The sequence below is a fragment of the Ruegeria sp. HKCCE4148 genome (assembly GCF_017872495.1).
Classification (GTDB): domain Bacteria; phylum Pseudomonadota; class Alphaproteobacteria; order Rhodobacterales; family Rhodobacteraceae; genus Ruegeria.
Map to the genome: position 1 here is coordinate 879,652 of NZ_JAEDOS010000001.1, position 22,897 is coordinate 902,548.

Here is a 22,897-nt window from a genome sequence, read left to right on the forward strand (position 1 = left end):
CCGTTTTAGTAATCTCAACTTGCCTGGAGAACACGCCAAGGTGGGAGTGAGTGGCCACCTGAACGGCGTTTTCGAATGATTGTGCAAATTTTGCGCTGGCGAGGGTGGGTGGTGCTACGCTCGTCATCAGATTTCCGGGCTTATTTTAGCAGTTGGACCTCGGGCACAATGACCCGAGGTCTATTTCTTTTTGGGGCCAATTATACGCTTTTCATTTGATCCCAAAGCGCGGTGCACATTTGACCCACGCGGGCTTCGATTGCCGCAGCGGCGTCTACCGCCAGATCTTCGCGCCATCGCTGCGCTGCAATTTGAACATTAATCGGTTGTGGCCCCTTCGGCAGATCGGCCAAGTGCGCGGGTACGCAGGCTGCCGGAAGCCCCAGGAAGTTCATCGCGTAAGAATACACCGCGCAGCCCAGAACCTCATGCACGCCTTCAGCCCCTTCCGTATCGCGGTCGGGCTTGAAGAAGGGCTGCGGCAAGAAGGGTGACAAAACCAGCGGATAATCTTGCATGAACAGCGACCATTCGCGCGCGTAGTGGCTGCGTTTGGCCAGCATTTTTACCAGCTCGGTTTCGACGATCGGCGGGAATTCCTGAAAGTAGACGTTGAAAATCTCTTGGATGGTTTGCGAACCGGCCGCTTCGATATCCGATTTCATCAGGGTCAGCACTTCGCCCATAAGTGCGCGATAACCGACCCGCCCACATTCGAAAACGTCCGGCGGATCGACCTCATCTACGGCATAGCCAGCATCAACCAACGCGTCGCGCGCCGTATCAAGGGCCTTTTCGACTTCGGGATGCAGAGCATAGCCAAAAGTGTTTTTCGTGAATGCCACCTTGATCGGACCAGCCGGGGATTCACCGCGCCAAGGCATTGGCACATGGAATGGGTCGCGCGCGTCTGCCGAGATCAGGCTGGGCATCGAAAGGTGCAAATCTGCTGCAGTCCGGGTAATCAGGCCCTGAACAGACATTGACTGGGCCAACAAGCCGCGCTCGACCTTTTGGCTTGGGTTCCAGGCGGGAACACGCCCCAGCCCTGGTTTCACTGTGACCGCCCCATTGGCAGCTGCGGGAAAGCGCAGGCTGCCGCCGATATCATTGCCATGGGCCAGCGCCCCGATACCTGCCATCACGGCCGCGCCCGCTCCGCCCGATGATCCACCGGGTGAGATATGGCTGCCCCATGGGTTATGTGTGCGCCCGTAAAGCGCGTTGTCCGTATCGGCCCGAAACGAAAATTCTGGTGTATTGGTTCGCCCGATTACAATGGCCCCGGCCTTATGCAGATTACGGACAACCGGTGCGTCATCCGGCGCGATGACGTCCTTCAATGCCACGACGCCGTTGGTGGTGGCGTGACCTTTCTGATCCACATTCACTTTTATCGTGACCGGTACACCATGCAGTGCTCCGCTTGGTCGCCCGCTTGCACGGGCGTTATCCAAGGAATGTGCACGTTCCAACGCCTCTGCGCGCAGATCTTCGACCACGGCATTCAGGTCGGGGTTGACTGCATCCATCCGGTCAATCGAAGCCTGTACAACCTCAGTCGCACTTAGATCACCGCGTCGCGTCAGGGTGGTCAAGTCTGTGGCGCTGAGACGCCAGATGTCGGAATCTGTCATGGGCCCTCACTGTGTTACAGCGACAGTAGGGGGCTTTGTTCCGGTTGCAAGGGCAGACGTGAAAAGGGCGGCCTGCGCCGCCCCAAGATCACTTTGCGTAACCGATTGTTTGTAAGGCGTCCTTGATTTCATCAAGGATGGCAGGATCGTCGATGGTAGCAGGCATTTTATAGTCCTGACCGTCAGCAATCGAAACCATCGTGCCGCGCAGGATCTTGCCCGAACGGGTCTTGGGCAGCCTGTCGACGATCACTGCCAGTTTGAAGGCTGCAACGGGGCCGATCTTTTCGCGCACCATCTTGATGACCTCCTGAACCACATCACCGTGGTCCCGGTCGGCGCCGGCATTCAGGCATAGGAACCCGACAGGCATCTGACCCTTCAACTGATCCGATACACCGATCACAGCACATTCGGCCACGTCTGGGTGGGCGGCCAGAACCTCTTCCATCCCGCCGGTCGAAAGGCGATGACCCGCCACGTTGATGACATCATCAGTTCGCGCCATGATATAGAGGTATCCGTCCTCGTCGATCATGCCTGCATCGCCCGTTTCATAGTAACCGGGGAAGTGCTCCAGATAGGATTTCTTGAACCGTTCCTCTGCGTTCCAGAGGGTCGGCAGCGTGCCCGGAGGCAACGGCAGCTTGACCGCAATGGCGCCCAGTTCTCCCGCTTTCATCGGGTGGCCGCCTTCGTCCAGAATTTGCACGTCATAGCCCGGCATCGGTTTGGCGGGTGAGCCCAGCTTGATCGGCAGTTCTTCGATGCCCAGGGGATTGCCAGCGATGGCCCAACCGGTTTCGGTTTGCCACCAATGGTCGATCACAGGAACGTTCAGCGCATTTTGCGCCCAAATAATCGTATCGGGATCGGCACGTTCGCCTGCCAGATACAGGGCGCGCAAATGCGACAGGTCGTATTTGGCGATCAGTTCACCCTTTGGGTCTTCTCGTTTTACGGCGCGGATCGCCGTGGGTGCGGTGAAAAAGCTTTTGACCTTATGCTCTGATATCACGCGCCAGAAGGTGCCAGCGTCGGGGGTGCCAACCGGTTTTCCTTCGAAAACGATAGTTGTGTTCCCATGGATGAGCGGTGCGTAGCAGATATACGAATGTCCTACGACCCAGCCCACATCGGATGCCGCCCAGAACACATCGCCTGGATCGACGTTGTAGATGTTCTTCATCGACCAGTTCAGCGCCACCAGATGTCCGGCAGTGGGGCGCACAACACCCTTGGGCGCACCCGTGGTGCCAGAGGTGTAAAGGATATAGGCCGGATCGTTACCATCGACCGGTACGCATTCTGCAGGTTCAACGCCGTATTGAAAACCGTGCCAGTTGAAGTCGCGTCCTTCAATCAGTTGAGCAACCTCTTGTTCACGCTGAAATATTACGCAGAATTCTGGCTTGTGATCAGCCAGGTCGATCGCGCCGTCCAGCAGAGGTTTATAGTGCACCACGCGACCGGGCTCCATCCCGCACGACGCGGCGATGATCGCTTTGGGTTTGGCGTCATCAATACGAACGGCCAATTCGTTACTGGCAAACCCGCCGAACACAACCGAATGCACCGCGCCCAGTCGTGCACAGGCCAACATTGCCTCAAGCGCCTCGGGGATCATCGGCATATAGATGATGACGCGATCACCTTTCTCGACACCTTTGGCTCGCAGCGCACCGGCAAGGTTGGCCACACGGTTGCGTAGCTCAACATACGAAATCTCGCGCTTGGTATGAGTGATGGGGCTGTCATAGATGATGGCCGTTTGCTCTCCGCGACCGTTTTCCACGTGACGGTCTACCGCGTTCCAGCACGTATTTACCCGCGCGTCGCTGAACCATTCATACAGTGGGGCATTGTCGTCGAACAACGCTTTGCTGGGTTCTTTTACCCAGTCGATCCCTTTGGCGGCGTCCATCCAGAACGCTTCGGGGTCAGTTTTCCAGCTGTCATAAACGTCCTGATACGCCATCTCGTTCTCCTCACAACGACTTGAATATTGTGTTAGGACCCAGAAAACTTTCGGGCAAGCGTGTCAAATGGCGACGCGTCAGTTTATCGCAAAATATTTGCAGGAAACCACTGAAGAGGCTGCAAAGTTTTGCAAACCCCTTTTCTGCCAGCGGGAAACAAAGATCTCAAGGTCGAGTTTGCAAATCTGCAAACCCTGCGCTGCAAAAACAGGAACGGGCTACGACTCAACAAAACTCGAAGTGTTAAGCGCGTTTGACTACTGCCGACAGAACAACCTTTAGACGGCCACAAGTTATCGGCCATTCGTAAATTGCTGGTAAACCGCACCCCATTCCAGAGTGCGGTCCGGGTTATCATTGCGATTGCTCAGCCGTAATGCGCAACCGGAGTGCCAGCGATGGCAGCCATATTCAGCAAGCCGCGCGCGGTGATCGACGGCGTTACAATATGAGCTTTGTTGCCCATGCCCATCAGAATGGGGCCAACTTCGATTCCATCAGCTTTCATCTTAAGGATATTGCGCACCCCGCTGGCAGCGTCCGCATGAGCGAAGATCAGCACATTTGCTGCGCCTTCAAGACGCGAAGCCGGGAAAATGCGCGCCCGAAGGTCTCCGTCCAAAGCGGCATCCAGGTTCATTTCACCCTCGTACACGAAATCACGCGGCTGTTGATCCAGAATGTTCAGCGCCGCACGCAGCCGTTTGCCGGACCCTTCGGCTTGATTGCCGAATTGGGATTGCGAACAGAATGCAATTTTGGGCTCGATCCCGAACCGGCGCACGTGCCGTGCCGCACCAATGGTGGTTTCGGCCAGCTCTTCAGGGGTGGGCAATTGACGAACATGGGTGTCGGCAATGAACAGGGGCCCGTCTTCCAAAATCATCAGGGACAACGCACCATGCGGACGCAGGTCGCCATCGTCCAAAACCTGTTCGACATAATTCAGGTGCCAGCGATACTCGCCGAATGTACCGCAGATCAGACTGTCCGCTTCACCGCGATGCACCATAATGGCGCCGATCGCGGTGGTGTTGGTGCGCATGATTGCCTTGGCCAGATCCGGTGTCACGCCGCGGCGCTGCATGATCTGATGGTACGAGTTCCAGTAATCGTAATAGCGCGGATCGTTTTCCGGGTTTACGATCTGGCAATCCGTTCCAGGGCGTATTGTCAGGCCCAGCTTTTCACAGCGCGCTTCGATCACTTCCGGGCGTCCGATCAGGATTGGTGTCTCTGTTGTCTCTTCCAGGATGGCTTGCGAGGCGCGCAGCACGCGTTCATCCTCGCCTTCGGCAAAAACGATCCGGCGGGATGCGACCGCAGCGGCCTCGAACACAGGGCGCATCAGTAGGGCGGATTTGAAAACGGTCTGGTTCAGCTTTTCTTTGTATGCCTCAAAATCTTCGATTGGTCGTTTGGCGACACCGCTTTCCATGGCGGCCTTGGCCACGGATGATGAAACGACCCCAACCAAACGAGGGTCGAAAGGTTTGGGGATCAGGTAATCCGGGCCAAAAGTCAGTTGTTCACCTTTATAAGCGGCCGCGGCTTCTGCGCTTGTTGTCGCGCGTGCCATTTCCGCGATGCCGTCAACGCAGGCGATCTGCATCTCATCATTGATCTCGGTCGCGCCCACATCCAGCGCGCCTCGGAAGATAAAGGGAAAACACAGTACATTGTTGACTTGATTTGGAAAATCGCTGCGACCCGTGGCTATGATCGCGTCTGGGGCAACGTCGCGCGCGGCCTGTGGCAGGATTTCCGGCGTCGGGTTGGCCAACGCAAAAATTATCGGACGGCTGGCCATTTTTGCAACCATCTCGGGTTTAAGGACATTCGGACCGCTGAGGCCGAGAAACAGGTCTGCTTCTCCGATGACCTCATCCAATGTCCGCAGATCCGAGTTCTGGGCGAACTGGGATTTCTGCGGGTTCATATCCTCGGCGCGGCCTTCATAGACAAGCCCATGAATGTCGCATAACCAGATGTTCTCGCGCTTGACACCCAGTTTCACCAGCATGTTCAGGCAGGCAATCCCCGCAGCTCCACCTCCGGTCGAGACAACCTTAATGGTGTCAAAGGACTTTCCGGCCACGTGCAGGGCGTTTTTGGCAGCGGCCCCAACGACAATGGCGGTCCCATGCTGGTCGTCATGGAACACAGGAATGTTCATGCGCTCACGGCAGAGCTTTTCGACGATGAAACAATCGGGGGCCTTGATGTCTTCCAGGTTGATTGCGCCAAATGTTGGTTCAAGCGCGCAGACGATATCCGCCAGTTTTTCAGGGTCTGGTTGGTCGACTTCGATATCAAAGCAATCGATGCCTGCGAATTTTTTGAACAGGACGGCCTTGCCCTCCATCACCGGCTTGGACGCAAGCGCCCCGATATTGCCCAGCCCCAGAACCGCTGTGCCGTTGGACACTACCGCAACCAGATTGCCGCGTGCGGTGTAGCGTTCTGCATTTGCTGCATCTGCCTTGATCTCAAGGCTGGCCTCGGCCACGCCGGGCGAGTAGGCGCGGGCCAGATCGCGCCCGTTGGCCATCGGCTTGGTCGCCTTGATCTCAAGCTTTCCGGGTTTGGGATGGGCATGATAATCAAGCGAAGCCTGTCGCAGGCTAGGGGTGTCGGACATTGGCGTTTCTTCTCCCTGGGAAATATAATTTAACCTTAAACTATTTCTTTTAGCTTGGCTACGTTGCGTCACTTCGGCGAGTTGTCGCAACCGTGAAGTGTATAAAGCTTGATTTTTGTCACAAAACATTTATGTCCAGGCAACTTTGCAACCCATAACACCACTCAGGCAAGAACAAGCAGTTATGACAATCAAGTTAAATGAGCAGGTCGGTGGCCTGTCCTACGGCTTTATGTCGCGTGCCCAGTATGCTCGGCTGGTGCTGTGGGGTGCAGCGTTGTTGGCGGGTGCTCTGGTCAGCGTTATTCTTGTGTGGCCCGAGTTCGCGGCAAAGTTCAACCATGAAGGCGGCCCGATAGAAACAGTCTCGGCCGCAGGTTTGTTTGTCGCGGGTCTTGCGGCGCTGTGGCGGTACCGGGGCGTGACCCGTGCCTATATCGGCCTCACATGCCTTTTGCTTGCTGAGCGAGAGTTAGAGGCTGACATCTATTCCGAAGGAAGTCTGCCATTTGCGATCCTTCATGGGTTGGACGTGTTTCTGGATATCGTATGGGTCAGGGTTGCGCTGATCCTGTTGGTGCTGGGCGGTGCGATCTGGCACGGCATTCCAACAGGGTGGCGTGCGTTCAAGCAACGCAACCTGTCATTGATTGTGTTCGTTGCGGCGGGATGCGCGGCCGTGACTGCTCAGCTGTTGGAAGAATTTGTCGGGCTGTACAGCGGTGCCTTGTCTGACCTCATGCAAGTGCGGCTTTTTGTTCTGGAAGAAACGCTCGAGATGTTCTTTTCGATTGGCATTTTGGCCTCTGTTCTGATCGGATGGCCGAAAACGCAATCCAACGGAACGCCCCATGACCAAGACAGCCGAGCCATCGCAGACATACGCTGAATTTCGCCTGCCCACGCAAGAGCTGCGTGACGACATCCCCTTTTACACAAAGACATTGGGGATGAAGATGGACATGATCTATCCCGCAGACGATCCGCGCATTGCGGTGTTCTCAGGGCATGGTTTGCGGTTGCGCATCGAAAAGGATGCACCCGAAAGCGCCGGAACGCTGCGTATTCTGACCGATGACCCAGAAGGTTTCGCCAACGGTGAACGGGTTCTTGTTGCGCCAAACGGGACCCGTGTCGAAATCGAAGAGCGTAGCCCGCCGCTTGTGATGCCTGAAACGGTTCATTCCTTTGTGGTGCGCAGGCTAAAGGATCAGGCTCCTTGGATCATCGGGCGCGCCGGAATGCATTACCGCGATCTGGTGCCGGATCGGCTCGGCGGTTCAATCATCGCAAGCCATATTCGTATTCCAGACGGCGGCCCCGTGCCTGACATGGTGCATTTTCACAAGGTTGGGTTTCAACTGATCTTTTGCATCCACGGTTGGGTCGATGTGGTCTATGAAGACCAGGGCGAAAAGATGCGGCTGACGGCTGGCGATTGCTTTATCCAACCACCGGAAATTCGCCATCGCGTGCTGGAAGCATCCGACAATGTTCAGGTCATCGAGATCGGTGTGCCGGCAGAACATGTCACGGAAATCGACCATGACATGCAGCTCCCAACCCCGCATTTTCGTCCCGATCGGGAATGGCAGGGGCAACGCTTTGTCTACAATCAGGCGAAGGATGCCGAATGGGTGCCGTTCCGTTTGCCAGGTTACATCTGCCGCGACACAACGATTGCCGAAAACACTAAGGGGGTCGCCGGGGTTCAGGTCGTGCGCAAAGGGCAGGGTGAACCGGAATGGGCCAGCCATGACACCGATATCCATTTCACCTTCGTGATGGACGGCCAAGTTACACTGGAAGGCGAAGGTCGCGAACCCTACCGGCTGGAACAAGGGGATGCTTTTGTCATTCCACCGGGCATGCGTACGCGTTTGTCCGCACCATCGGATGATATGGAATTGCTGGAAGTCACCTTGCCCGGTACCTTCAACACAACACTGGGGTGACTGAAAAACAAGGTAAGGGGGCTTCTATTCCCCCGCCTTTTTCCGGTAGGGTCCAATTTTCTGACCAGATGATCAAAAATGAGGAATCGCCATGTCGCTGAAAGACGCTGCCTTGTCCGTCCGGGAAAACGCCTATGCGCCTTATTCGAACTTCAAGGTAGGCGCGGCGCTGCGGTCTTCCTCGGGTCAGATTTATTCTGGTTGCAATGTCGAGAACGTCGCATACCCTGAAGGCACCTGTGCCGAGGCCGGTGCGATTGCCGCGATGGTTGCCTCAGGCGAACAGCACCTCACTGAGGTCTATGTGGTCGCCTCGAGCCCGCAACCCGTGCCGCCTTGCGGTGGTTGCCGACAGAAACTGGCCGAGTTCGGCAAGCGTGATGTGAAAGTCACTTTGGCAACCGTGGATGGTGCCGAGTTCGAAACCACCATCGGAGAATTGCTGCCTGGCGCGTTTGATGCCTCTCATATGGAAGATGTCTGACGCATGGATGCCCGTTCGATCATTGCAAAGCTGCGCAGGCTTGAGGTGCCGGGGCGCGAAGAATTGATCTGGTTTGCACAGGGGCTGGCCGATGGCAGTGTCAGCGACGCGCAGGCCGGGGCCTTTGCCATGGCCGTCTGCATGGGCGGTTTGGGCCCGCAGGGGCGCGCGGATTTGACAGTCGCGATGCGCGACAGCGGTGATGTGCTTACTTGGGATGTCGACGGGCCGGTGATCGATAAACACTCGACCGGCGGAGTCGGGGATAGCGTTAGCCTTGTACTTGCTCCGGCGCTGGCGGAATGCGGGGCATATGTTCCAATGATCTCGGGCCGTGGGTTGGGGCACACCGGCGGGACACTGGACAAGCTTGAGGCGATACCGGGCGTCAGCACGCAGATCGGGCAAGATCGTCTTGCACAGATCTTGGGTGAAACCGGTGCTGCCATTGTTGGCGCAACGGGGCAGATCGCTCCGGCCGATAAGCGACTTTATGCGGTGCGTGATGTAACCGCGACTGTCGAAAGTTTGGACCTGATCACGGCTTCGATCCTTTCCAAAAAATTGGCGGCCAGCCCGGACGCACTGGTTCTTGACGTCAAGGTCGGCAGCGGTGCCTTCATGAAAACGATGGAAGATGCTCAAAAGCTTGCCACAGCATTGACCGAGACTGCAAACGCGGCGGGGTGCCGGACGTCGGCGGTGATTACGGATATGAACCAGCCACTGGCCCCCGCGTTGGGCAATGCCTTGGAAATTGCAGAAGTTATGAAGGTCCTGACCGGATCGCAATCTTCACCGTTGGCAGACATCTCTGCCGAGCTCGGAGGGGTATTGTTGACGGATGCCGGAATGTGCGGGTCGGTCGCGGAAGGACGCGAACAGATCGCCGCAGTCATCCGGGACGGGCGCGCCGCAGAACGGTTTGGTCGCATGATGGCTGCGGTCGGCGGCCCCGTACAGTTTGTCGAAACCTGGGCCCGGTTCCTGCCAGAGGCCAACGTCATCCAAGAGGTTCCCGCCCCCAGGGATGGTTACGTCTCGGCCATCGACGGAGAAGCGCTGGGTCTTGCCGTGGTGGCGCTGGGCGGTGGTCGTCAGGTCGAAAGCGACCAGATCGATCCAGCGGTTGGGATCTCTGGTATTCTCCGGCTGGGGGATCGTGTATCCAAAGGGGCACCCATCGCTGTAATCCATTCAGCACGGGAGGACGCCGCGCTTCGGGCTGCAAAAAGCGTTCTCAGCGCTATTACGATCAGCGATACACCTCCATCGGTTCCTGATCTGGTGCGCGAAAGGATCAGCGTATGACCCGCGCGTTCCTTGTTGTCATGGATTCCGTCGGTATAGGCGGTGCACCTGATGCCAGTCAGTTCTTCAATGGCAGTATTCCGGATACAGGGGCGAATACTCTGGCCCACATCGCACAGGCTTGTGCCGAGGGGCGGGCAGAAGGCGGGCGATCAGGCAATTTGACCTTGCCGAATCTAGATGCGTTGGGTCTGGGTGCGGCTGTGCGCTTGGCGTCCGGGGACGAAACTCCGGGGTTGGGCGCAGAACCCACCGGCCTGTGGGGCTGCGCGCGCGAGCATTCGCCCGGCAAGGACACGCCCTCGGGCCATTGGGAACTGGCAGGCCTGCCAGTGCCGTGGGACTGGCATTATTTTCCAGACACGGTTCCAGCCTTTCCAGCGGACCTGAGCCGTGCCGCGGCTGAAGCGGCAGGGACCGAAGGCGTCCTTGGGGATTGTCACGCTTCGGGCACTGCGATCATCGCCGAATTGGGTGCCGAGCACATGCGGACCGGTTGGCCGATCTGCTACACCTCTGCCGACAGCGTGTTTCAAATCGCTACCCACGAAGAAAGCTTCGGGCTAGACCGGCTGCTGGACATGTGCCGCACGCTCGCGCCGCGATTGCATGAGATGAAAGTGGGTCGTGTTATTGCGCGCCCCTTTATCGGCACGCCAGAGACTGGCTTTGAACGCACGACCAATCGCAGGGATTTCGCTATTTTGCCGCCCGCACCAGTGCTGACCAATTGGGCACAGGATGCGGGACGGAAGGTGCACGCCGTGGGCAAGATCGGCGACATCTTTTCGATGCAGGGCATCGACACGCTGCGCAAAGGATCTGATGCCGAATTGATGCAGCACCTGTCTGATCTCGTGGACGAGGCGGAAGACGGCAGTCTGACCTTCGCCAATATCGTAGAATTCGACAGTTTGTATGGCCATCGCCGCGACATCAGCGGTTATGCCCGCGCGCTTGAATGGTTCGACCGGGAAATCGGGAAGATTCTGGCGAAACTCCGCCCTGGAGACCTGTTGCTGCTGACCGCCGATCATGGCAATGACCCCAGCTGGACCGGAACGGATCACACGCGTGAACAGGTGCCGGTTCTGATTGCAGGGCAGGGCGCGGGGAAGATCGGACAAGTGGATTTTGCCGATGTCGCCGCCAGCATTGCTCATCACCTGAACATTCCGGCGCAAGGGCCGGGTAGGAACTTTTTATGAACGTCGCCGACCTTCCAAAAATCGAACTGCACCTGCATCACGAAGGCGCAGCGCCTCCGGCATTCATCCGTCAACTCGCGCATGAAAAGCGCGTGGACCTGGGCGGTATCTTCAAGTCGGACGGATCTTATGATTTCCGCGACTTCGCGCATTTCCTGAGCGTGTACGAGGCCGCTTGCGAAGTTTTGAAAACGCCCGAAGATTTTCGACGGCTCACTTTGGCCATTCTGGAAGAAAGCGCCGAGAATGGTGTGGTTTATTCCGAGACTTTTCTCAGCCCGGATTTCTGCGGTGGCGGCGATCTGCACGCGTGGTGCGATTATCTGAACGCCATCCAGGATGCCGCAGACGAGGCCGAGCGCAAGTTTGACATTACGCTGAGGGGCGTGATCACCTGCGTGCGCCATTTCGGCCCCGAACAGGCCAAGCGCAGCGCCCAATGTGCAGCTGAGACCGCTGGCGACTGGATCACCGGGTTCGGTATGGGCGGGAACGAATCCATCGGTGCGCAAGGTGATTTCAAATGGGCCTTCGATTGTGCGCGCGAAGCCGGTCTGCGTCTGACCACACATGCGGGTGAGTTCGGTGGCCCTGACAGCGTGCGCGATGCCATCCGTGATCTGGGGGTCGAACGCATCGGTCACGGCGTTCGCGCCATCGAAGACCCCGACCTTGTTCGCGAATTGGTGGATCGGGACATCACTCTTGAAGTCTGCCCAGGGTCGAATGTGGTTCTGGGCCTTTTCCCGGATTTTGCAGCGCATCCGATCGCACGCTTACGCGACGCAGGCGTAAAGGTCACGGTGTCCACAGACGACCCTCCGTTCTTTCACACGACCATGCGGCGGGAGTATGAGATGTTGAACGCAGCTTTCGGCTGGGAGGCCGAGGATTTTGCGACACTGAATGAGATGGCCCTGAACGCGGCCTTCTGCGATGAAGATACCCGTACGCGGGTCAAGAAAAGACTGGAGACATCATGAGCGAACACCTGACCGTCGTCGATCACCCGTTGGTTCAACACAAACTGACGCTCATGCGAGACAAGGGCACCTCAACGGCTGAGTTTCGGCAGTTGCTGCGCGAAATTACGCTTTTGCTGGCTTACGAGGTCACGCGCGAAATCCCGTTGACCACGCGCCATATCGAAACGCCGATGGAAGAGATGGACGCCCCGATCCTAGCGGGCAAGAAGATGGCTTTGGTGTCAATCCTGCGCGCAGGAAATGGGATGTTGGATGGGGTTTTGGAACTTGTGCCCTCCGCGCGCGTTGGCTTTGTCGGGCTGTATCGCGACGAAGAAACCCTGAAGCCCGTACAGTACTATTTCAAGGCACCCGAAGGCCTGAAAGACCGTTTGGTCATTGCCGTGGATCCGATGTTGGCCACCGGCAACAGTTCGGCCGCTGCCATTGATCTGCTGAAAGAGGCGGGCGCAACGGATATCCGCTTCCTTTGCCTGCTGGCGGCACCCGAAGGTGTGACGCGAATGAAAGAAGCGCACCCGGATGTGCATATTGTCACCGCTGCACTGGACCGCGAGTTGAACTCGAAAGGCTATATCATGCCGGGCCTGGGCGATGCGGGCGACCGCATGTTCGGCACCAAATAAGCCTGATTATTCGCCGCAAATGTTCTGAAGTCGGACCCAGTCGCGGTCCGGCAAAACTTGTTCAAGGGTGCGACCCGCCATCGGGTCCGCCTCGATCAGTCCCAAGACAGTTTCACCTGTTATATCTCGGGCATATGCATAAGGCGTCGAGGGCAGGGCGGCTTGTGCAAAGACCGCCAAAAGCTGGTCATCCAAAAGCGAAGGCCGAGGGTCTGATACAACTTGTTCGGTGTAGTTGTCGATGATGGCAGGCGTCAGTCCGCCGGTTGTCAGCAAACGGAAGGCCGAAGATGCACCGGTTCGATCCAGAAGATCATCAAGCGGGTCCGTCTGTTCCATGCGGGCGCGTTCCGCGATGACATAACCCGCGGCGACGGCAGGGTCTTCATAGTCTTCCACCAACGATTTGTTCAACACAACCGTGCCGCCGGGAAGGCTCAGACTGTCCTGTACGCCTGCAGGCAGGATAATGATCTGGCGTACACCAGTCCGCTTGGCCAGCCGATCCAGCGACCCCTGCGCATCCACCGAAGAACAGGCGCGCCCTGAGACACGTTCGATCCTGTGCAGTATGGTCTCACCGATTTCCTGCCGTTTTACCTGAGGAACGACGGAAACGACGTGGCTCTGCAATGCGCCGGGCAACCAAAACAGCAGCAGGGCCAATACAGCGACAACAACGCCCCCGACACTCAACCACCGCAGACGACCGGGGTGCGGGCGCGCGCGATCAATGGCGCGTTGCAAGCGGTCAATGGCGTCCAGCATAGTGGTTTCGGTTTCCGCCAGTTCCAGCGTTTCGTCCGGGTCGCCGTCGGGGTTGAAAACGGCCGGAAAAGACCCTGGGTTCTGTCGTTCCAGTGCAGCCAAAGACCAATGGGTCAAGGCCCTGTCATTGAAGTCGGAAATCGTCAGAGTGGCTTCACCGATCGATACCACAACCTCTCGCCGCTGTTCATCGGGCGAAGGGCGCCACAGACCGGTGGCTTCGATCCGCTGGTACTTTTTCAGGGCCGTCATCTTGATGGGGTCTGCTCAGAATTGTTTTGCTACAGCTTAGCATGGTGCATTCGTTAGGCGCAAACCTGTTGCGCAGCTAAAGCAAAATGTGCTGGATACCCGACAAGAAAAAGTCCCAGAACTTTGATCGCAATCGAGGCACTTACATGCAGGATCATTCAACAACTTCGCCGGTTTTGGCTTCGGGTTTGATGATTGGCTCCATGGCGATCATTGGCGTGATCGACAATGTGGTGGTGCTGTTGGCCGAAACGGTTGGCTTGTGGCAGTTCCATCTGACCCGTGCCTTGCTGATGTTTCCATTGATTGTCGGTCTTTCTGTTGTGGGTTTGGGTCGGCTGCGCCCACGCCGTTGGAGATCCGTCATTTTACGTAGTGTTTTGATGACGGTCGCCATGCTGTGCTATTTTGCATCTTTGGCGATGATGCCCATTGCGCAAGCGTTGGCAGGATTGTTCACGTCGCCGATCTTCGTGCTGTTGATTTCATCTCTGGCGCTCAGGCAGACGATTGGCCCCTGGCGCATTCTGGCCGTTCTGATGGGATTCACCGGTATTTTGTTGGTGCTGCAGCCAAACCCGAGCGACTTTGATACGCGGACGCTGTTGCCGGTTGTGGCCGGTTTTTTCTATGCGTTGGGCTCGATCCTGACACGCACACATTGCTCGTCAGAAAGCACGGTGGCCATGTTGGCGGCCATGGTTATCACACTGGGTACAGCCGGAGCGATTGGCGCCATGGCTTTCACGCTTTCCCCTGTTGACACCCCTGACGGACCGGAAGGCTTTGTCACGCGGGGCTGGGTTTGGGCATTCGGACCTGCGATGCTTTGGATCGGTATCCAGGCCGTTGGTTCGACGGTCGCGGTCTTCATGTTGATCAAGGCGTATCAGGTGGGTGAGCCATCTTATGTGGCTGTCTTCGAGTATTCAGTCATGATCTTTGGCCCGCTTTTTGCTTTTGTAGCACTTGGGCAGTCCATCGGCGTCATGCAAGTTTCGGGCATTGCCTTGATCGCATTGGCGGGCGCATTGTTGGGATGGCGGGCTAAACGCTCTTCCTCCTTGCAAGAGATGGCCTAACGCTCACAAAGGGCCGAATGGCGAGGATTCGCCACAGCCCGCACGGGTCTTTCGTTTCAGAAATGGCAAAAAAGCTCGAATTTACGGAGTGAATGTTTACAAAAATACAAGGGGATGGGGCAAATATTGCTCAAATCAGGCGCAATTATGTCTGAAATAAGACAGCCTTCATTTTTTGGTGCTAGCTATTGGGCATAACCAATTTGTGCCAAAGGGGGTTCGGCACGTGTCTGAAGTTACGAGTATTTCTGTTTATCTAAATCAATCGCCCGAGTTTGAGCCAATCAATCCAAGTCACGCGATGAACGCGCGCCGTGGCGGATTTTTGCAGGGCACGAAGATTGCCACCACCAGTGGCTGGAAGCCAGTCGAACGGATCGCTGTAGGTGATCTGGTTCGAACACTCGACCACGGTTTCAAAGAGGTGCGCCGCATCTCGACCAGTACCGTGGTCATTCCAGCAGATGAGCGGCGCGCTGAATATCTGCCGATCTTTGTACCGGCCCGTGCTGCCTTTAACGGGCGACCAGTTTGGTTGATGCCTGAACAAGGTATGGCACTTAGCTTGTCCAAGATTGATGAAGGGGCCGAAGGAATTTCGGTGGTGCCCGCACGTGTTCTGAATGGGGCTGGGCGCATGATGTCTCAAGCTCCGGGATCATCTTTTGAAGTCAGTTCGCTGTTCTTTGACGAGGATCAGGTGATCTTTGTCGAAGGGGGCTTGCAAGCGTTTTGCCCTTCGGGTCGCTTTTCGATGCGGGGGACAGCCCAAGTGCAAGCATACAAGGTCGTGGACGAGACTGCCGCAGAAGACCTTGTCAATTCGATTGCTATCAAGGGCGACATGTCGGCCCTAGCAAACCCATTGGGTGCACTGCCTGCGCCCATTCCGCAGGACCCGATATTTCCGATCCGCCCGCCATCTGGGGTCAGGCGGCCTGGTCGACCGGGGCGCCCGAACGCGCCGGTTCTGTTCCTGCGGCCCGAATGGCAGATCTAACCAAACACTGACAAGAACGATGCAGGCGCGTGGTTTCACGCGCCTGCATCATTGTTTCAAGCGGCTTTTGCTTCGGGATTGAAGCGGCCATAAAAGCTCTGACCTTTTTCGGCCATTTCACGCAGCAGCGGCGGGCAGGTGAAGCGCTCGCCGTAGGTTGCGGCCAGTTGATCGCACCGCTCGGCCGCATAGGGCGTGCCGATGATGTCCAGCCAGCTGAGCGGGCCACCGGACCAAGGCGCAAAACCCCAGCCCAGAATCGCGCCCACGTCACCTTCACGGATGTCTTCCAGAACGCCTTCTTCCAGCGCGCGCACCGCTTCTAGCACCTGCGCGAACATCAGGCGTTCCTGGACTTCGATCAGGTCAGGCTGCTCGGCGGCCAGCGGGTACTTGTCTTGCAGACCCTTCCAATATTCGACGCGCTTGCCCTTGTCGTCATAGTCAAAGAAACCCGCATTGGCCTTGCGACCCAGTCGGCCCTGTTCCTCCATCCAGAAGATCAGATCGTCCGAGGGGCTTTCGGGATAGGCATCGCCCATGGCCGCCTTGGTGGCGCGGGCAATCTTGGCACCCAGATCAATCGAAGTTTCATCGGTCAGCTGGATCGGGCCGACCGGGAAGCCAAGCTGACGCGCGGCGTTGTCGATCAGGATAGGGCTGACGCCCTCGGTGATCATGCGCGCACCTTCGTTGATATAGGGGATGATGCAGCGGTTGGCATAGAAGAAGCGCGCATCGTTGACCACGATCGGTGTCTTGCGGATCTGACGGACATAATCCAGCGCCTTCGCCACTGCGCGATCCCCGGTTTCCTTGCCCTTGATGATTTCGACCAGGAACATCTTCTCAACCGGCGAGAAGAAGTGGATGCCGATGAACTGTTCGGGCCGCACCGAGGCTTTCGCCAGATCCGTGATCGGCAGCGTCGAGGTGTTCGAGGCAAAGATGCAATCCTCGGGGATGATGGCCTCTACCTTCTTGGTCATCTCAGCTTTCACACCGGGGTCTTCGAACACGGCTTCGATAATCAGATCGCAGCCGTTCAGATGTTCCAGATCGGGGGTCGCGGTGATGCGGGCCAGCAGGGCTTCTTTCTTCTCAGCCGTGGCTTTACCACGCTTGATGCCCTTGTCCATATAGCTTTGGCTGTACGCCTTGCCCTTGTCGGCGGCTTCCTGATCACGGTCGATCAGAACAACCTCCATCCCGGCCTGGGCGGAAACCAGAGCGATACCGGCACCCATCATGCCCGCGCCCAGAACGCCGACCTTTTTAACGCGCTGATCTGGTACATCCTTGGGACGCACAGCGCCTTTCTCCAACGCTTCCTTGTTCAGGAACAGCGACCGGATCATGGCCGACGAAGACGGGTTCATCAGGACATTGGTGAACCACCGCGCCTCGATCTTCAGGGCGGTGTCGAAGTCAACCAATGCGCCTTCATAGATCGAGCTCAGCAGAGCTTTGGCCGCCGGGAACGCACCCTGCGTCTTGCCGTTCACCATCGCGCTTGCACCCACGAAGGTCATGAAGCCAGCAGGGTGGTAAGGTGCGCCGCCGGGCATCTTGTAGCCTTTCGCGTCCCAAGGCTTTACCAAATCGGCATCCTTGGCGTTCAGAACCCATTCCTTGGCTGCAGCAACCGGGTCATCTGAAACTGCGTCGATCAGCTGTGCACCCTTAGCCTTCTTCGGGTCCATCATCTTGCCTTCCAGCAGGACGGGAGCCGCCGCCATCGCACCAACCATGCGGCTATAGCGCATTGTCCCGCCGCCACCTGGGAAGATACCCAGCAGAATTTCGGGCAGACCGATCTTGGATTTCGGGTTGTCGGTCATCACGCGGTGATGGCAGGCAAGGGCGATCTCGGTCCCGATCCCGGCGCATGTGCCGTTGATTGCGCAGGCAATAGGCTTGCCGCCCTTCTTGGTCTTGGGGTCCATACCTGCCAATTCCAGCTTGCGCAGAATGTGGTGGCCACCCATGACGAAATCGAACAGCGCTTGCGCCGGTTCTTCACCCGCCTCCTGGCGAATGGTGGCCAGCGTATTCAGGTCCATGCCGCCTGCAAACGAGCCCTCTTTGCCCGAAGTGATGACGATCCCCTTGATCTCATCATCGTTCAGGGCCTGATCGATCAGCTGGCTGACCTCCTGAAACGCCTCGCGGGTCAGCACGTTCATGGATTTGCCCAGGGCGTCCCAGGTTACGAAGGCGACGCCGTCCGCGTCTTTGCTCAGAGTGAAATCAGTCATTGTCATCTCCAATCTGGTCAGCCGTCAGCGGGCTGCCGTCTTTCCGGGTGAAAGAGAATCCGTTCTCATCATCCTTCACCATCATGTCTAAGTCGCTGTAAAAACAGGTCTCGGTCGGGGTCCGAGTGCCCACCACCAGAAAGGTCGCAGGCGCATCGGTTTTGTTCACAAGGTGATGGCCGTTGGTTTCACCAGCGGGCCAGGCGGCGCAATCACCGGGCTGCATCTCATGCTCACGATCGTCGTCGATCAGCACGCATGTACCGCTGAGCATGATGGCAAACTCGTCCTGCTCCATGTGGTAATGACGCAGCGAGGACAGAGCTTGTGGCTCAAGCCGCACGATGTTGACCCCGAACTGGGTCAGCCCACCCGCATCTCCAACGCCCTTTTTGAAACGGCCTCCGACCGCCTCAGCCAGCTTGCCAGGATAGGACGAGCCACCCTTGAACGGGATCTGAGAGAGATCCAGCTTAGGCATCAGATCCGCTCGATAATCGTTGCTGCACCCATGCCGGACGCGATACAAAGCGTGGCCAGACCGGTTTCCTTGTCCTGACGCTCAAGCTCATCCAGCAGTGTGCCGATGATCATCGCGCCGGTTGCACCCAACGGGTGACCCATCGCGATCGAGCCGCCGTTCACGTTCACAAGGGCCGGATCGACGTCGAATGCCTGCTGGAACCGCAGCACGACCGAGGCAAATGCTTCGTTCACTTCGAACAGGTCCAGATCGCCGATCTTCATGCCATTGTCGGCCAGGATCTTTTCGGTCACCGGAACCGGGCCGGTCAGCATGATGGTCGGATCGGTGCCGATCTTGGCGGTTGCCTTGATACGGGCGCGCGGCTTGAGGCCGTATTTTTCACCGAACTCTTTGTTGCCGATCAGAACAGCCGCCGCGCCGTCCACGATGCCCGAACTGTTGCCCGCGTGGTGGATGTGGTTGATCCGTTCCAGATGCGGGTACTTGATCATCGCCACCTTGTCGAAGCCGGGCATCTGCTCGCCCATCATCTGGAAGGACGGGTTCAGCGCGCCGAGGCTCTGCATGTCAGTACCGGGGCGCATGTATTCGTCGCGATCGAGAATGGTCAGGCCGTTCTGGTCAGTCACCTTGATGACGGATTTCTCAAACCGGTTGTCTTCCCAGGCCTCTGCCGCACGCCGTTGCGATTCGACGGCCAGCGCGTCTGCGTCGTCGCGGCTAAAGCCATACTCAGTAGCGATAATATCCGCTGAAATACCCTGCGGAACGAAGTAGGTCTCCATTGCCAGCGAAGGATCAACTGCAATCGCCGCGCCGTCGCTGCCCATAGCCACACGGCCCATCATCTCAACACCGCCAGCGATATAAGCATCGCCAGCGCCGCCTTTGACTTGGTTTGCCGCCAGGTTCACGGCTTCCATGCCTGAGGCGCAGAAGCGGTTGATCGCCAGTCCTGGGATCGACTGATCCAGGTCCGAGGCCAGAACCGCCGAGCGGGCCAAACAGCCGCCTTGTTCCATCACTTGCGTGACGTTGCCCCAGATCACGTCCTCGACGGCGTGGCCTTCAAGGTTATTGCGTTCTTTCATCGCGTTCAGGGTCAGGGCGGACAGGCGCACCGTGGTAACCTCGTGCAGGCTGCCATCCTTACGGCCCTTGCCGCGCGGGGTGCGCAAGGCGTCATAAATATAAGCTTCGGTCATGGGTCTTCTCCTTAAGCTCGATCCGACGGGTTGCCGGGCATCAGGTCATAGGGGTGTTTCCAGCCGGGCTGCTCGGATAACCGGATCAGCCAGGCGTCGATATGGGGCCAGTCGGCACGGTCAAAGCCGAATGGTTCGGGATAATAAAGGTAGCCGCAGCAGCTGAGATCGGCGTTCGTCACGCCGTCACCGACGATCCAGTCGCGACCGTCCAAATGGGCGTTCAAAACTTGGTAAGCTGTCTTCAGGCGCCCCTGGTTAAAAGCAATTACGTCCGGGTTCCGGTGCTGTTCGGGCAGGAAATTGATCAGGAACCGTGTCAGCCCGGCCATTGAACTGAGCTTGTGGTTGTCCCACAAAACCCAGCGCAGGATGTCGTAGTTCTCATCCCGATCCTTGCCACCGAATTTACCGGACTTCTCGGTCACGTAAGCCTGAATGGCGCCGGACTGGCTGGTCCGAAAAACACCGTCGATCAGGACAGGCGCTTCGCCCATCTCATTCACTTCGGCGCGAAACTCCGGGGTGCGCGTCGCACCGTTGAAAAAGTCGACAAAGACCGGTTCCCAGTCCAACCCGGACATTTCAAGAGCGAGTGCGGCCTTGTAGCTATTTCCGCTTTCTCCGAAGCAATGCAGCTTTATGGTCATTCAATCGCCCCTCCCGTGGCGTTTGTGGATAGGTCGGTAGTTCCGTATTTGAAACGAGAAGAAGGGCGGGTTTACACTTTTCTCGTAACGGTTTCTTAAGGTTAATGCGGTTTCGTCCTCTTGCGGTACAGGCTGCCGAGCCGATGACCGTACGAGGAGAAGCCCCGCCGTCCCGGCTGAGTGCCACCTAGTGAGATCAGTTCCCGGATGGCGGGGTGGACGCGCATCCATATCTTCCTCTTGTTCCAAATACGGCCGCCGGAGGCGGAGTGATCGGTTGGCTTGTGTGTGCCATAGACTTGGCGTTCCGACGTCACCGCTTGCGCGCTTCAAGTTCAGAGTTGAAAATCCGCAAGCGATGGGTCAGGTTTTCCTCATCAATCACGCTGTTGAAATTTTCGAACAGAAAAGACAGTGCTTCACCTTCGTCCAAACCGGCCTCACGCGCGAAGGCTTTGAGTTTGCGATATCCGTCTTCCGTCATGGCGACGGGAAAACGGCGGGTCAGGCGAAAGCGTTTTGGCATCTTTTCTCCTCCGGGTGCGGGCTTGGGCAGCTTTGCCTGAGCCAAGATTGAGATCAGAAATTCGCTGCGTCCAGTGCCATGACCGTGTCCGCGCCTGTCCGGATGCGCGCAAGGTGCATCGCCGTCGCAGGCAAGCGTCGAGCCATGTAGAAGCGGCCGGTGTTAATCTTGGTTTCGTAGAACTCTTTGTCCGACGCACCTCGGTCCAGCGCATCCTGTGCGGCTTTTGCCATTTGCGCCCACATCAGGCCCAGGCAGACATGACCGAACATGTGCATGAAGTCGTACGAACCAGACAGCGCGTTGTTCGGGTTCTTCATACCTTCCTGCATGAAGTACATGCCAGCGGCTTGCAGGTCCTTGGATGCAGCTTTCAGCGGTTCGATGAAGGCCTTGTCATATGCTTCGTCCTTGCCACCGTTTTCCTTGCAGAATGTTTTGACCATCTCAAAGAATGCCATGACGTGCTTGCCGCCATCCTGCGCTAGTTTGCGGCCGACAAGGTCAAGCGCCTGAACGCCATTCGCGCCTTCGTAGATCATCGCGATACGGGCGTCGCGGGTATATTGCGACATGCCCCATTCTTCAATGTAGCCATGGCCGCCATAGACCTGTTGAGCTTGTACGGTCATGTCATAGCCCTGATCCGTCAGGAAACCCTTGATGACCGGGGTCAGCAGCGAGATCAGACCATCCGCGTCCTTGTCACCCGCGCGGTGCGCTTTGTCGAGCATCGTCGCGCCCCACAGGATGAACGCCCGCGCCCCTTCGGTAAAGCTTTTCTGGTCCATCAGGTTACGGCGGATGTCAGGGTGTACGATCAACGGATCGGCAGGACCGTCCGGGTTCTTCACGCCGGTTACGTCGCGACCTTGCAGGCGGTCCTTGGCGTACTCCAGAGCATTCTGGTACGCGGCCTCGGCCTGTGCCAGACCTTGCATCCCCACACCAAGACGCGCTTCGTTCATCATGGTGAACATGGCGCGCATGCCTTTGTGTTCTTCGCCCAAAAGCCAACCGGTGGCCTCGTCATAGTTCATGACGCAGGTCGAGTTGCCGTGGATGCCCATTTTCTCTTCGATCTTGCCGACAGAGACGCCGTTACGCTCACCCGGTGTGCCGTCTTCGTTGACAATGAACTTTGGCACGATAAACAGCGACACGCCCTTGATGCCCTCGGGGCCGCCGGGAATCTTGGCCAGCACCAGATGGACGATGTTGTCGGCCATGTCATGGTCGCCGGACGAGATGAAAATCTTCTGCCCCGAGATCTTGTAGCTGCCATCGCCCTGTGGTTCGGCCTTGGTGCGCATCAGGCCCAGATCGGTGCCGCAATGCGGCTCGGTCAGGTTCATGGTGCCGGTCCATTCACAGCTGACCATGTTTGGCAGGTACTTGTTCTTCTGTTCGTCAGTCCCGTGCGCCAGGATGGCCGAGGCCGCGCCATGGGTCAGGCCCTGATACATGGTGAATGCCTGGTTGGAGCCTGAGAACATCTCGCCGACGGCGGTGCCAATTACATAAGGCATGTTCTGGCCGCCATATTCTTCCGGCATGTCGAGGCCAGTCCAGCCACCTTCCTTCATTTGCTCGAAGGCGTCTTTGAAACCGGTAGGAGTGTACACAATACCGTTTTCCAACCGGCACCCTTCTGTGTCACCCACGACATTCAGCGGATGCAGTACGTTGGTGGCAACCTTGCCAGCCTCTTCCAGAACCGCGCCGGTAAATTCGGCTTCCAATTCGTTATAGCCGGGCACATCCGACTGCGAGATTTTCAGAACGTCATGCAGGATGAACTGCGTGTCTTTGGTTGGCGCGTTGTAAACGGGCATGTGAAGC

19 protein-coding genes are annotated in these 22,897 nt (G+C 57.5%); 9 read left to right on the forward strand and 10 right to left on the reverse strand.

Annotated elements, in window-relative coordinates:
- Positions 1-200 precede the first annotated feature (200 nt).
- The 3 genes from I9187_RS04325 to I9187_RS04335 form a co-directional block, all read right to left on the reverse strand.
- A complete protein-coding gene (locus tag I9187_RS04325) occupies positions 201-1,637 on the reverse strand; it encodes an amidase family protein (protein ID WP_171177587.1) in 1,437 nt (478 codons plus the stop codon).
- A gap of 88 nt (positions 1,638-1,725) precedes the next feature.
- A complete protein-coding gene (gene prpE / locus I9187_RS04330; RefSeq protein ID WP_171177585.1) occupies positions 1,726-3,615 on the reverse strand; it encodes a propionate-CoA ligase PrpE in 1,890 nt (629 codons plus the stop codon).
- Between the two features lie 368 nt (positions 3,616-3,983).
- Positions 3,984-6,257, reverse strand: a complete 2,274-nt coding sequence (locus I9187_RS04335) for an NADP-dependent malic enzyme (RefSeq protein WP_171177583.1) — start codon at positions 6,255-6,257, stop codon at positions 3,984-3,986.
- 184 nt (positions 6,258-6,441) lie between these two features.
- Between I9187_RS04335 and I9187_RS04340 the strand changes: the two genes are divergently transcribed.
- From I9187_RS04340 to upp, 7 genes are all read left to right on the forward strand, one after another.
- Complete coding sequence (locus tag I9187_RS04340; protein ID WP_171177581.1) at positions 6,442-7,146, forward strand: hypothetical protein; 705 nt, start codon at positions 6,442-6,444, stop codon at positions 7,144-7,146.
- Positions 7,109-8,212, forward strand: a complete 1,104-nt coding sequence (locus I9187_RS04345; protein WP_171177579.1) for a cupin domain-containing protein — start codon at positions 7,109-7,111, stop codon at positions 8,210-8,212. The genes I9187_RS04340 and I9187_RS04345 overlap by 38 nt, the downstream gene beginning before the upstream one ends.
- A 91-nt stretch (positions 8,213-8,303) precedes the next feature.
- Positions 8,304-8,696, forward strand: a complete 393-nt coding sequence (locus I9187_RS04350) for a cytidine deaminase (protein ID WP_171177577.1) — start codon at positions 8,304-8,306, stop codon at positions 8,694-8,696.
- Positions 8,697-8,699: 3 nt separating this feature from the next.
- Positions 8,700-10,007: a thymidine phosphorylase gene (locus I9187_RS04355; RefSeq protein WP_171177575.1), complete on the forward strand. Its 1,308-nt coding sequence runs from the start codon at positions 8,700-8,702 to the stop codon at positions 10,005-10,007.
- Complete coding sequence (locus tag I9187_RS04360) at positions 10,004-11,215, forward strand: phosphopentomutase (RefSeq protein WP_209940073.1); 1,212 nt, start codon at positions 10,004-10,006, stop codon at positions 11,213-11,215. Before I9187_RS04355 ends, I9187_RS04360 begins: the two co-directional genes overlap by 4 nt.
- A complete protein-coding gene (locus tag I9187_RS04365) occupies positions 11,212-12,198 on the forward strand; it encodes an adenosine deaminase (RefSeq protein WP_171177571.1) in 987 nt (328 codons plus the stop codon). Before I9187_RS04360 ends, I9187_RS04365 begins: the two co-directional genes overlap by 4 nt.
- Entirely contained in the window at positions 12,195-12,827 is a 633-nt protein-coding gene (gene upp, locus I9187_RS04370) for a uracil phosphoribosyltransferase (protein WP_209509583.1), read from the forward strand. Before I9187_RS04365 ends, upp begins: the two co-directional genes overlap by 4 nt.
- 6 nt (positions 12,828-12,833) lie before the next feature.
- Here the strand turns inward: upp and I9187_RS04375 are convergent, their stop codons facing one another.
- Positions 12,834-13,847 carry a hypothetical protein gene (locus tag I9187_RS04375; RefSeq protein WP_171619736.1) on the reverse strand — a complete coding sequence of 338 codons (1,014 nt, stop codon included), beginning with the start codon at positions 13,845-13,847 and terminating at the stop codon, positions 12,834-12,836.
- A gap of 146 nt (positions 13,848-13,993) precedes the next feature.
- Here I9187_RS04375 and I9187_RS04380 point away from each other — a divergent pair, with 146 nt between their 5' ends.
- Both I9187_RS04380 and I9187_RS04385 read left to right on the forward strand, forming a co-directional pair.
- Entirely contained in the window at positions 13,994-14,929 is a 936-nt protein-coding gene (locus tag I9187_RS04380; protein ID WP_171178085.1) for a DMT family transporter, read from the forward strand.
- Between the two features lie 226 nt (positions 14,930-15,155).
- Positions 15,156-15,929, forward strand: coding sequence for a Hint domain-containing protein (locus I9187_RS04385; RefSeq protein WP_348540071.1), 774 nt, complete (start codon positions 15,156-15,158; stop codon positions 15,927-15,929).
- Positions 15,930-15,985: 56 nt separating this feature from the next.
- Here I9187_RS04385 and I9187_RS04390 read toward each other — a convergent pair whose 3' ends face one another.
- The 6 genes from I9187_RS04390 to I9187_RS04415 all read right to left on the reverse strand — a co-directional run bounded on the left by I9187_RS04390 (position 15,986) and on the right by I9187_RS04415 (position 22,890).
- Complete coding sequence (locus I9187_RS04390; RefSeq protein ID WP_171236484.1) at positions 15,986-18,187, reverse strand: 3-hydroxyacyl-CoA dehydrogenase NAD-binding domain-containing protein; 2,202 nt, start codon at positions 18,185-18,187, stop codon at positions 15,986-15,988.
- On the reverse strand, positions 18,180-18,668 hold the full coding sequence (locus I9187_RS04395) for a cupin domain-containing protein (protein ID WP_209940074.1): 489 nt from the start codon (positions 18,666-18,668) through the stop codon (positions 18,180-18,182). The genes I9187_RS04390 and I9187_RS04395 overlap by 8 nt, the downstream gene beginning before the upstream one ends.
- Positions 18,668-19,879 carry an acetyl-CoA C-acetyltransferase gene (locus I9187_RS04400; RefSeq protein WP_171177562.1) on the reverse strand — a complete coding sequence of 404 codons (1,212 nt, stop codon included), beginning with the start codon at positions 19,877-19,879 and terminating at the stop codon, positions 18,668-18,670. The genes I9187_RS04395 and I9187_RS04400 overlap by 1 nt, the downstream gene beginning before the upstream one ends.
- Positions 19,880-19,890: 11 nt before the next feature.
- Positions 19,891-20,529, reverse strand: coding sequence for a glutathione S-transferase (locus I9187_RS04405; RefSeq protein WP_171177559.1), 639 nt, complete (start codon positions 20,527-20,529; stop codon positions 19,891-19,893).
- A gap of 313 nt (positions 20,530-20,842) precedes the next feature.
- Positions 20,843-21,055, reverse strand: a complete 213-nt coding sequence (locus tag I9187_RS04410) for a hypothetical protein (RefSeq protein ID WP_171091078.1) — start codon at positions 21,053-21,055, stop codon at positions 20,843-20,845.
- Between the two features lie 53 nt (positions 21,056-21,108).
- Positions 21,109-22,890, reverse strand: a complete 1,782-nt coding sequence (locus tag I9187_RS04415; RefSeq protein ID WP_171177557.1) for an acyl-CoA dehydrogenase C-terminal domain-containing protein — start codon at positions 22,888-22,890, stop codon at positions 21,109-21,111.
- Positions 22,891-22,897 lie beyond the last annotated feature (7 nt).

Excerpts from the sequence above, each read along its gene's own strand:
- I9187_RS04325 (WP_171177587.1), bottom strand. The coding sequence starts at position 1,637 with ATGACAGATTCCGACATCTGGCGTCTCAGCGCCACAGACTTGACCACC.
- prpE (WP_171177585.1), bottom strand. The coding sequence starts at position 3,615 with ATGGCGTATCAGGACGTTTATGACAGCTGGAAAACTGACCCCGAAGCG.
- I9187_RS04335 (WP_171177583.1), bottom strand. The coding sequence starts at position 6,257 with ATGTCCGACACCCCTAGCCTGCGACAGGCTTCGCTTGATTATCATGCC.
- I9187_RS04340 (WP_171177581.1), top strand. The coding sequence starts at position 6,442 with ATGACAATCAAGTTAAATGAGCAGGTCGGTGGCCTGTCCTACGGCTTT.
- I9187_RS04345 (WP_171177579.1), top strand. The coding sequence starts at position 7,109 with ATGACCAAGACAGCCGAGCCATCGCAGACATACGCTGAATTTCGCCTG.
- I9187_RS04350 (WP_171177577.1), top strand. The coding sequence starts at position 8,304 with ATGTCGCTGAAAGACGCTGCCTTGTCCGTCCGGGAAAACGCCTATGCG.
- I9187_RS04355 (WP_171177575.1), top strand. The coding sequence starts at position 8,700 with ATGGATGCCCGTTCGATCATTGCAAAGCTGCGCAGGCTTGAGGTGCCG.
- I9187_RS04360 (WP_209940073.1), top strand. The coding sequence starts at position 10,004 with ATGACCCGCGCGTTCCTTGTTGTCATGGATTCCGTCGGTATAGGCGGT.
- I9187_RS04365 (WP_171177571.1), top strand. The coding sequence starts at position 11,212 with ATGAACGTCGCCGACCTTCCAAAAATCGAACTGCACCTGCATCACGAA.
- upp (WP_209509583.1), top strand. The coding sequence starts at position 12,195 with ATGAGCGAACACCTGACCGTCGTCGATCACCCGTTGGTTCAACACAAA.
- I9187_RS04375 (WP_171619736.1), bottom strand. The coding sequence starts at position 13,847 with ATGACGGCCCTGAAAAAGTACCAGCGGATCGAAGCCACCGGTCTGTGG.
- I9187_RS04380 (WP_171178085.1), top strand. The coding sequence starts at position 13,994 with ATGCAGGATCATTCAACAACTTCGCCGGTTTTGGCTTCGGGTTTGATG.
- I9187_RS04390 (WP_171236484.1), bottom strand. The coding sequence starts at position 18,187 with ATGACTGATTTCACTCTGAGCAAAGACGCGGACGGCGTCGCCTTCGTA.
- I9187_RS04395 (WP_209940074.1), bottom strand. The coding sequence starts at position 18,668 with ATGCCTAAGCTGGATCTCTCTCAGATCCCGTTCAAGGGTGGCTCGTCC.
- I9187_RS04400 (WP_171177562.1), bottom strand. The coding sequence starts at position 19,879 with ATGACCGAAGCTTATATTTATGACGCCTTGCGCACCCCGCGCGGCAAG.
- I9187_RS04405 (WP_171177559.1), bottom strand. The coding sequence starts at position 20,529 with ATGACCATAAAGCTGCATTGCTTCGGAGAAAGCGGAAATAGCTACAAG.
- I9187_RS04410 (WP_171091078.1), bottom strand. The coding sequence starts at position 21,055 with ATGCCAAAACGCTTTCGCCTGACCCGCCGTTTTCCCGTCGCCATGACG.
- I9187_RS04415 (WP_171177557.1), bottom strand. The coding sequence starts at position 22,890 with ATGCCCGTTTACAACGCGCCAACCAAAGACACGCAGTTCATCCTGCAT.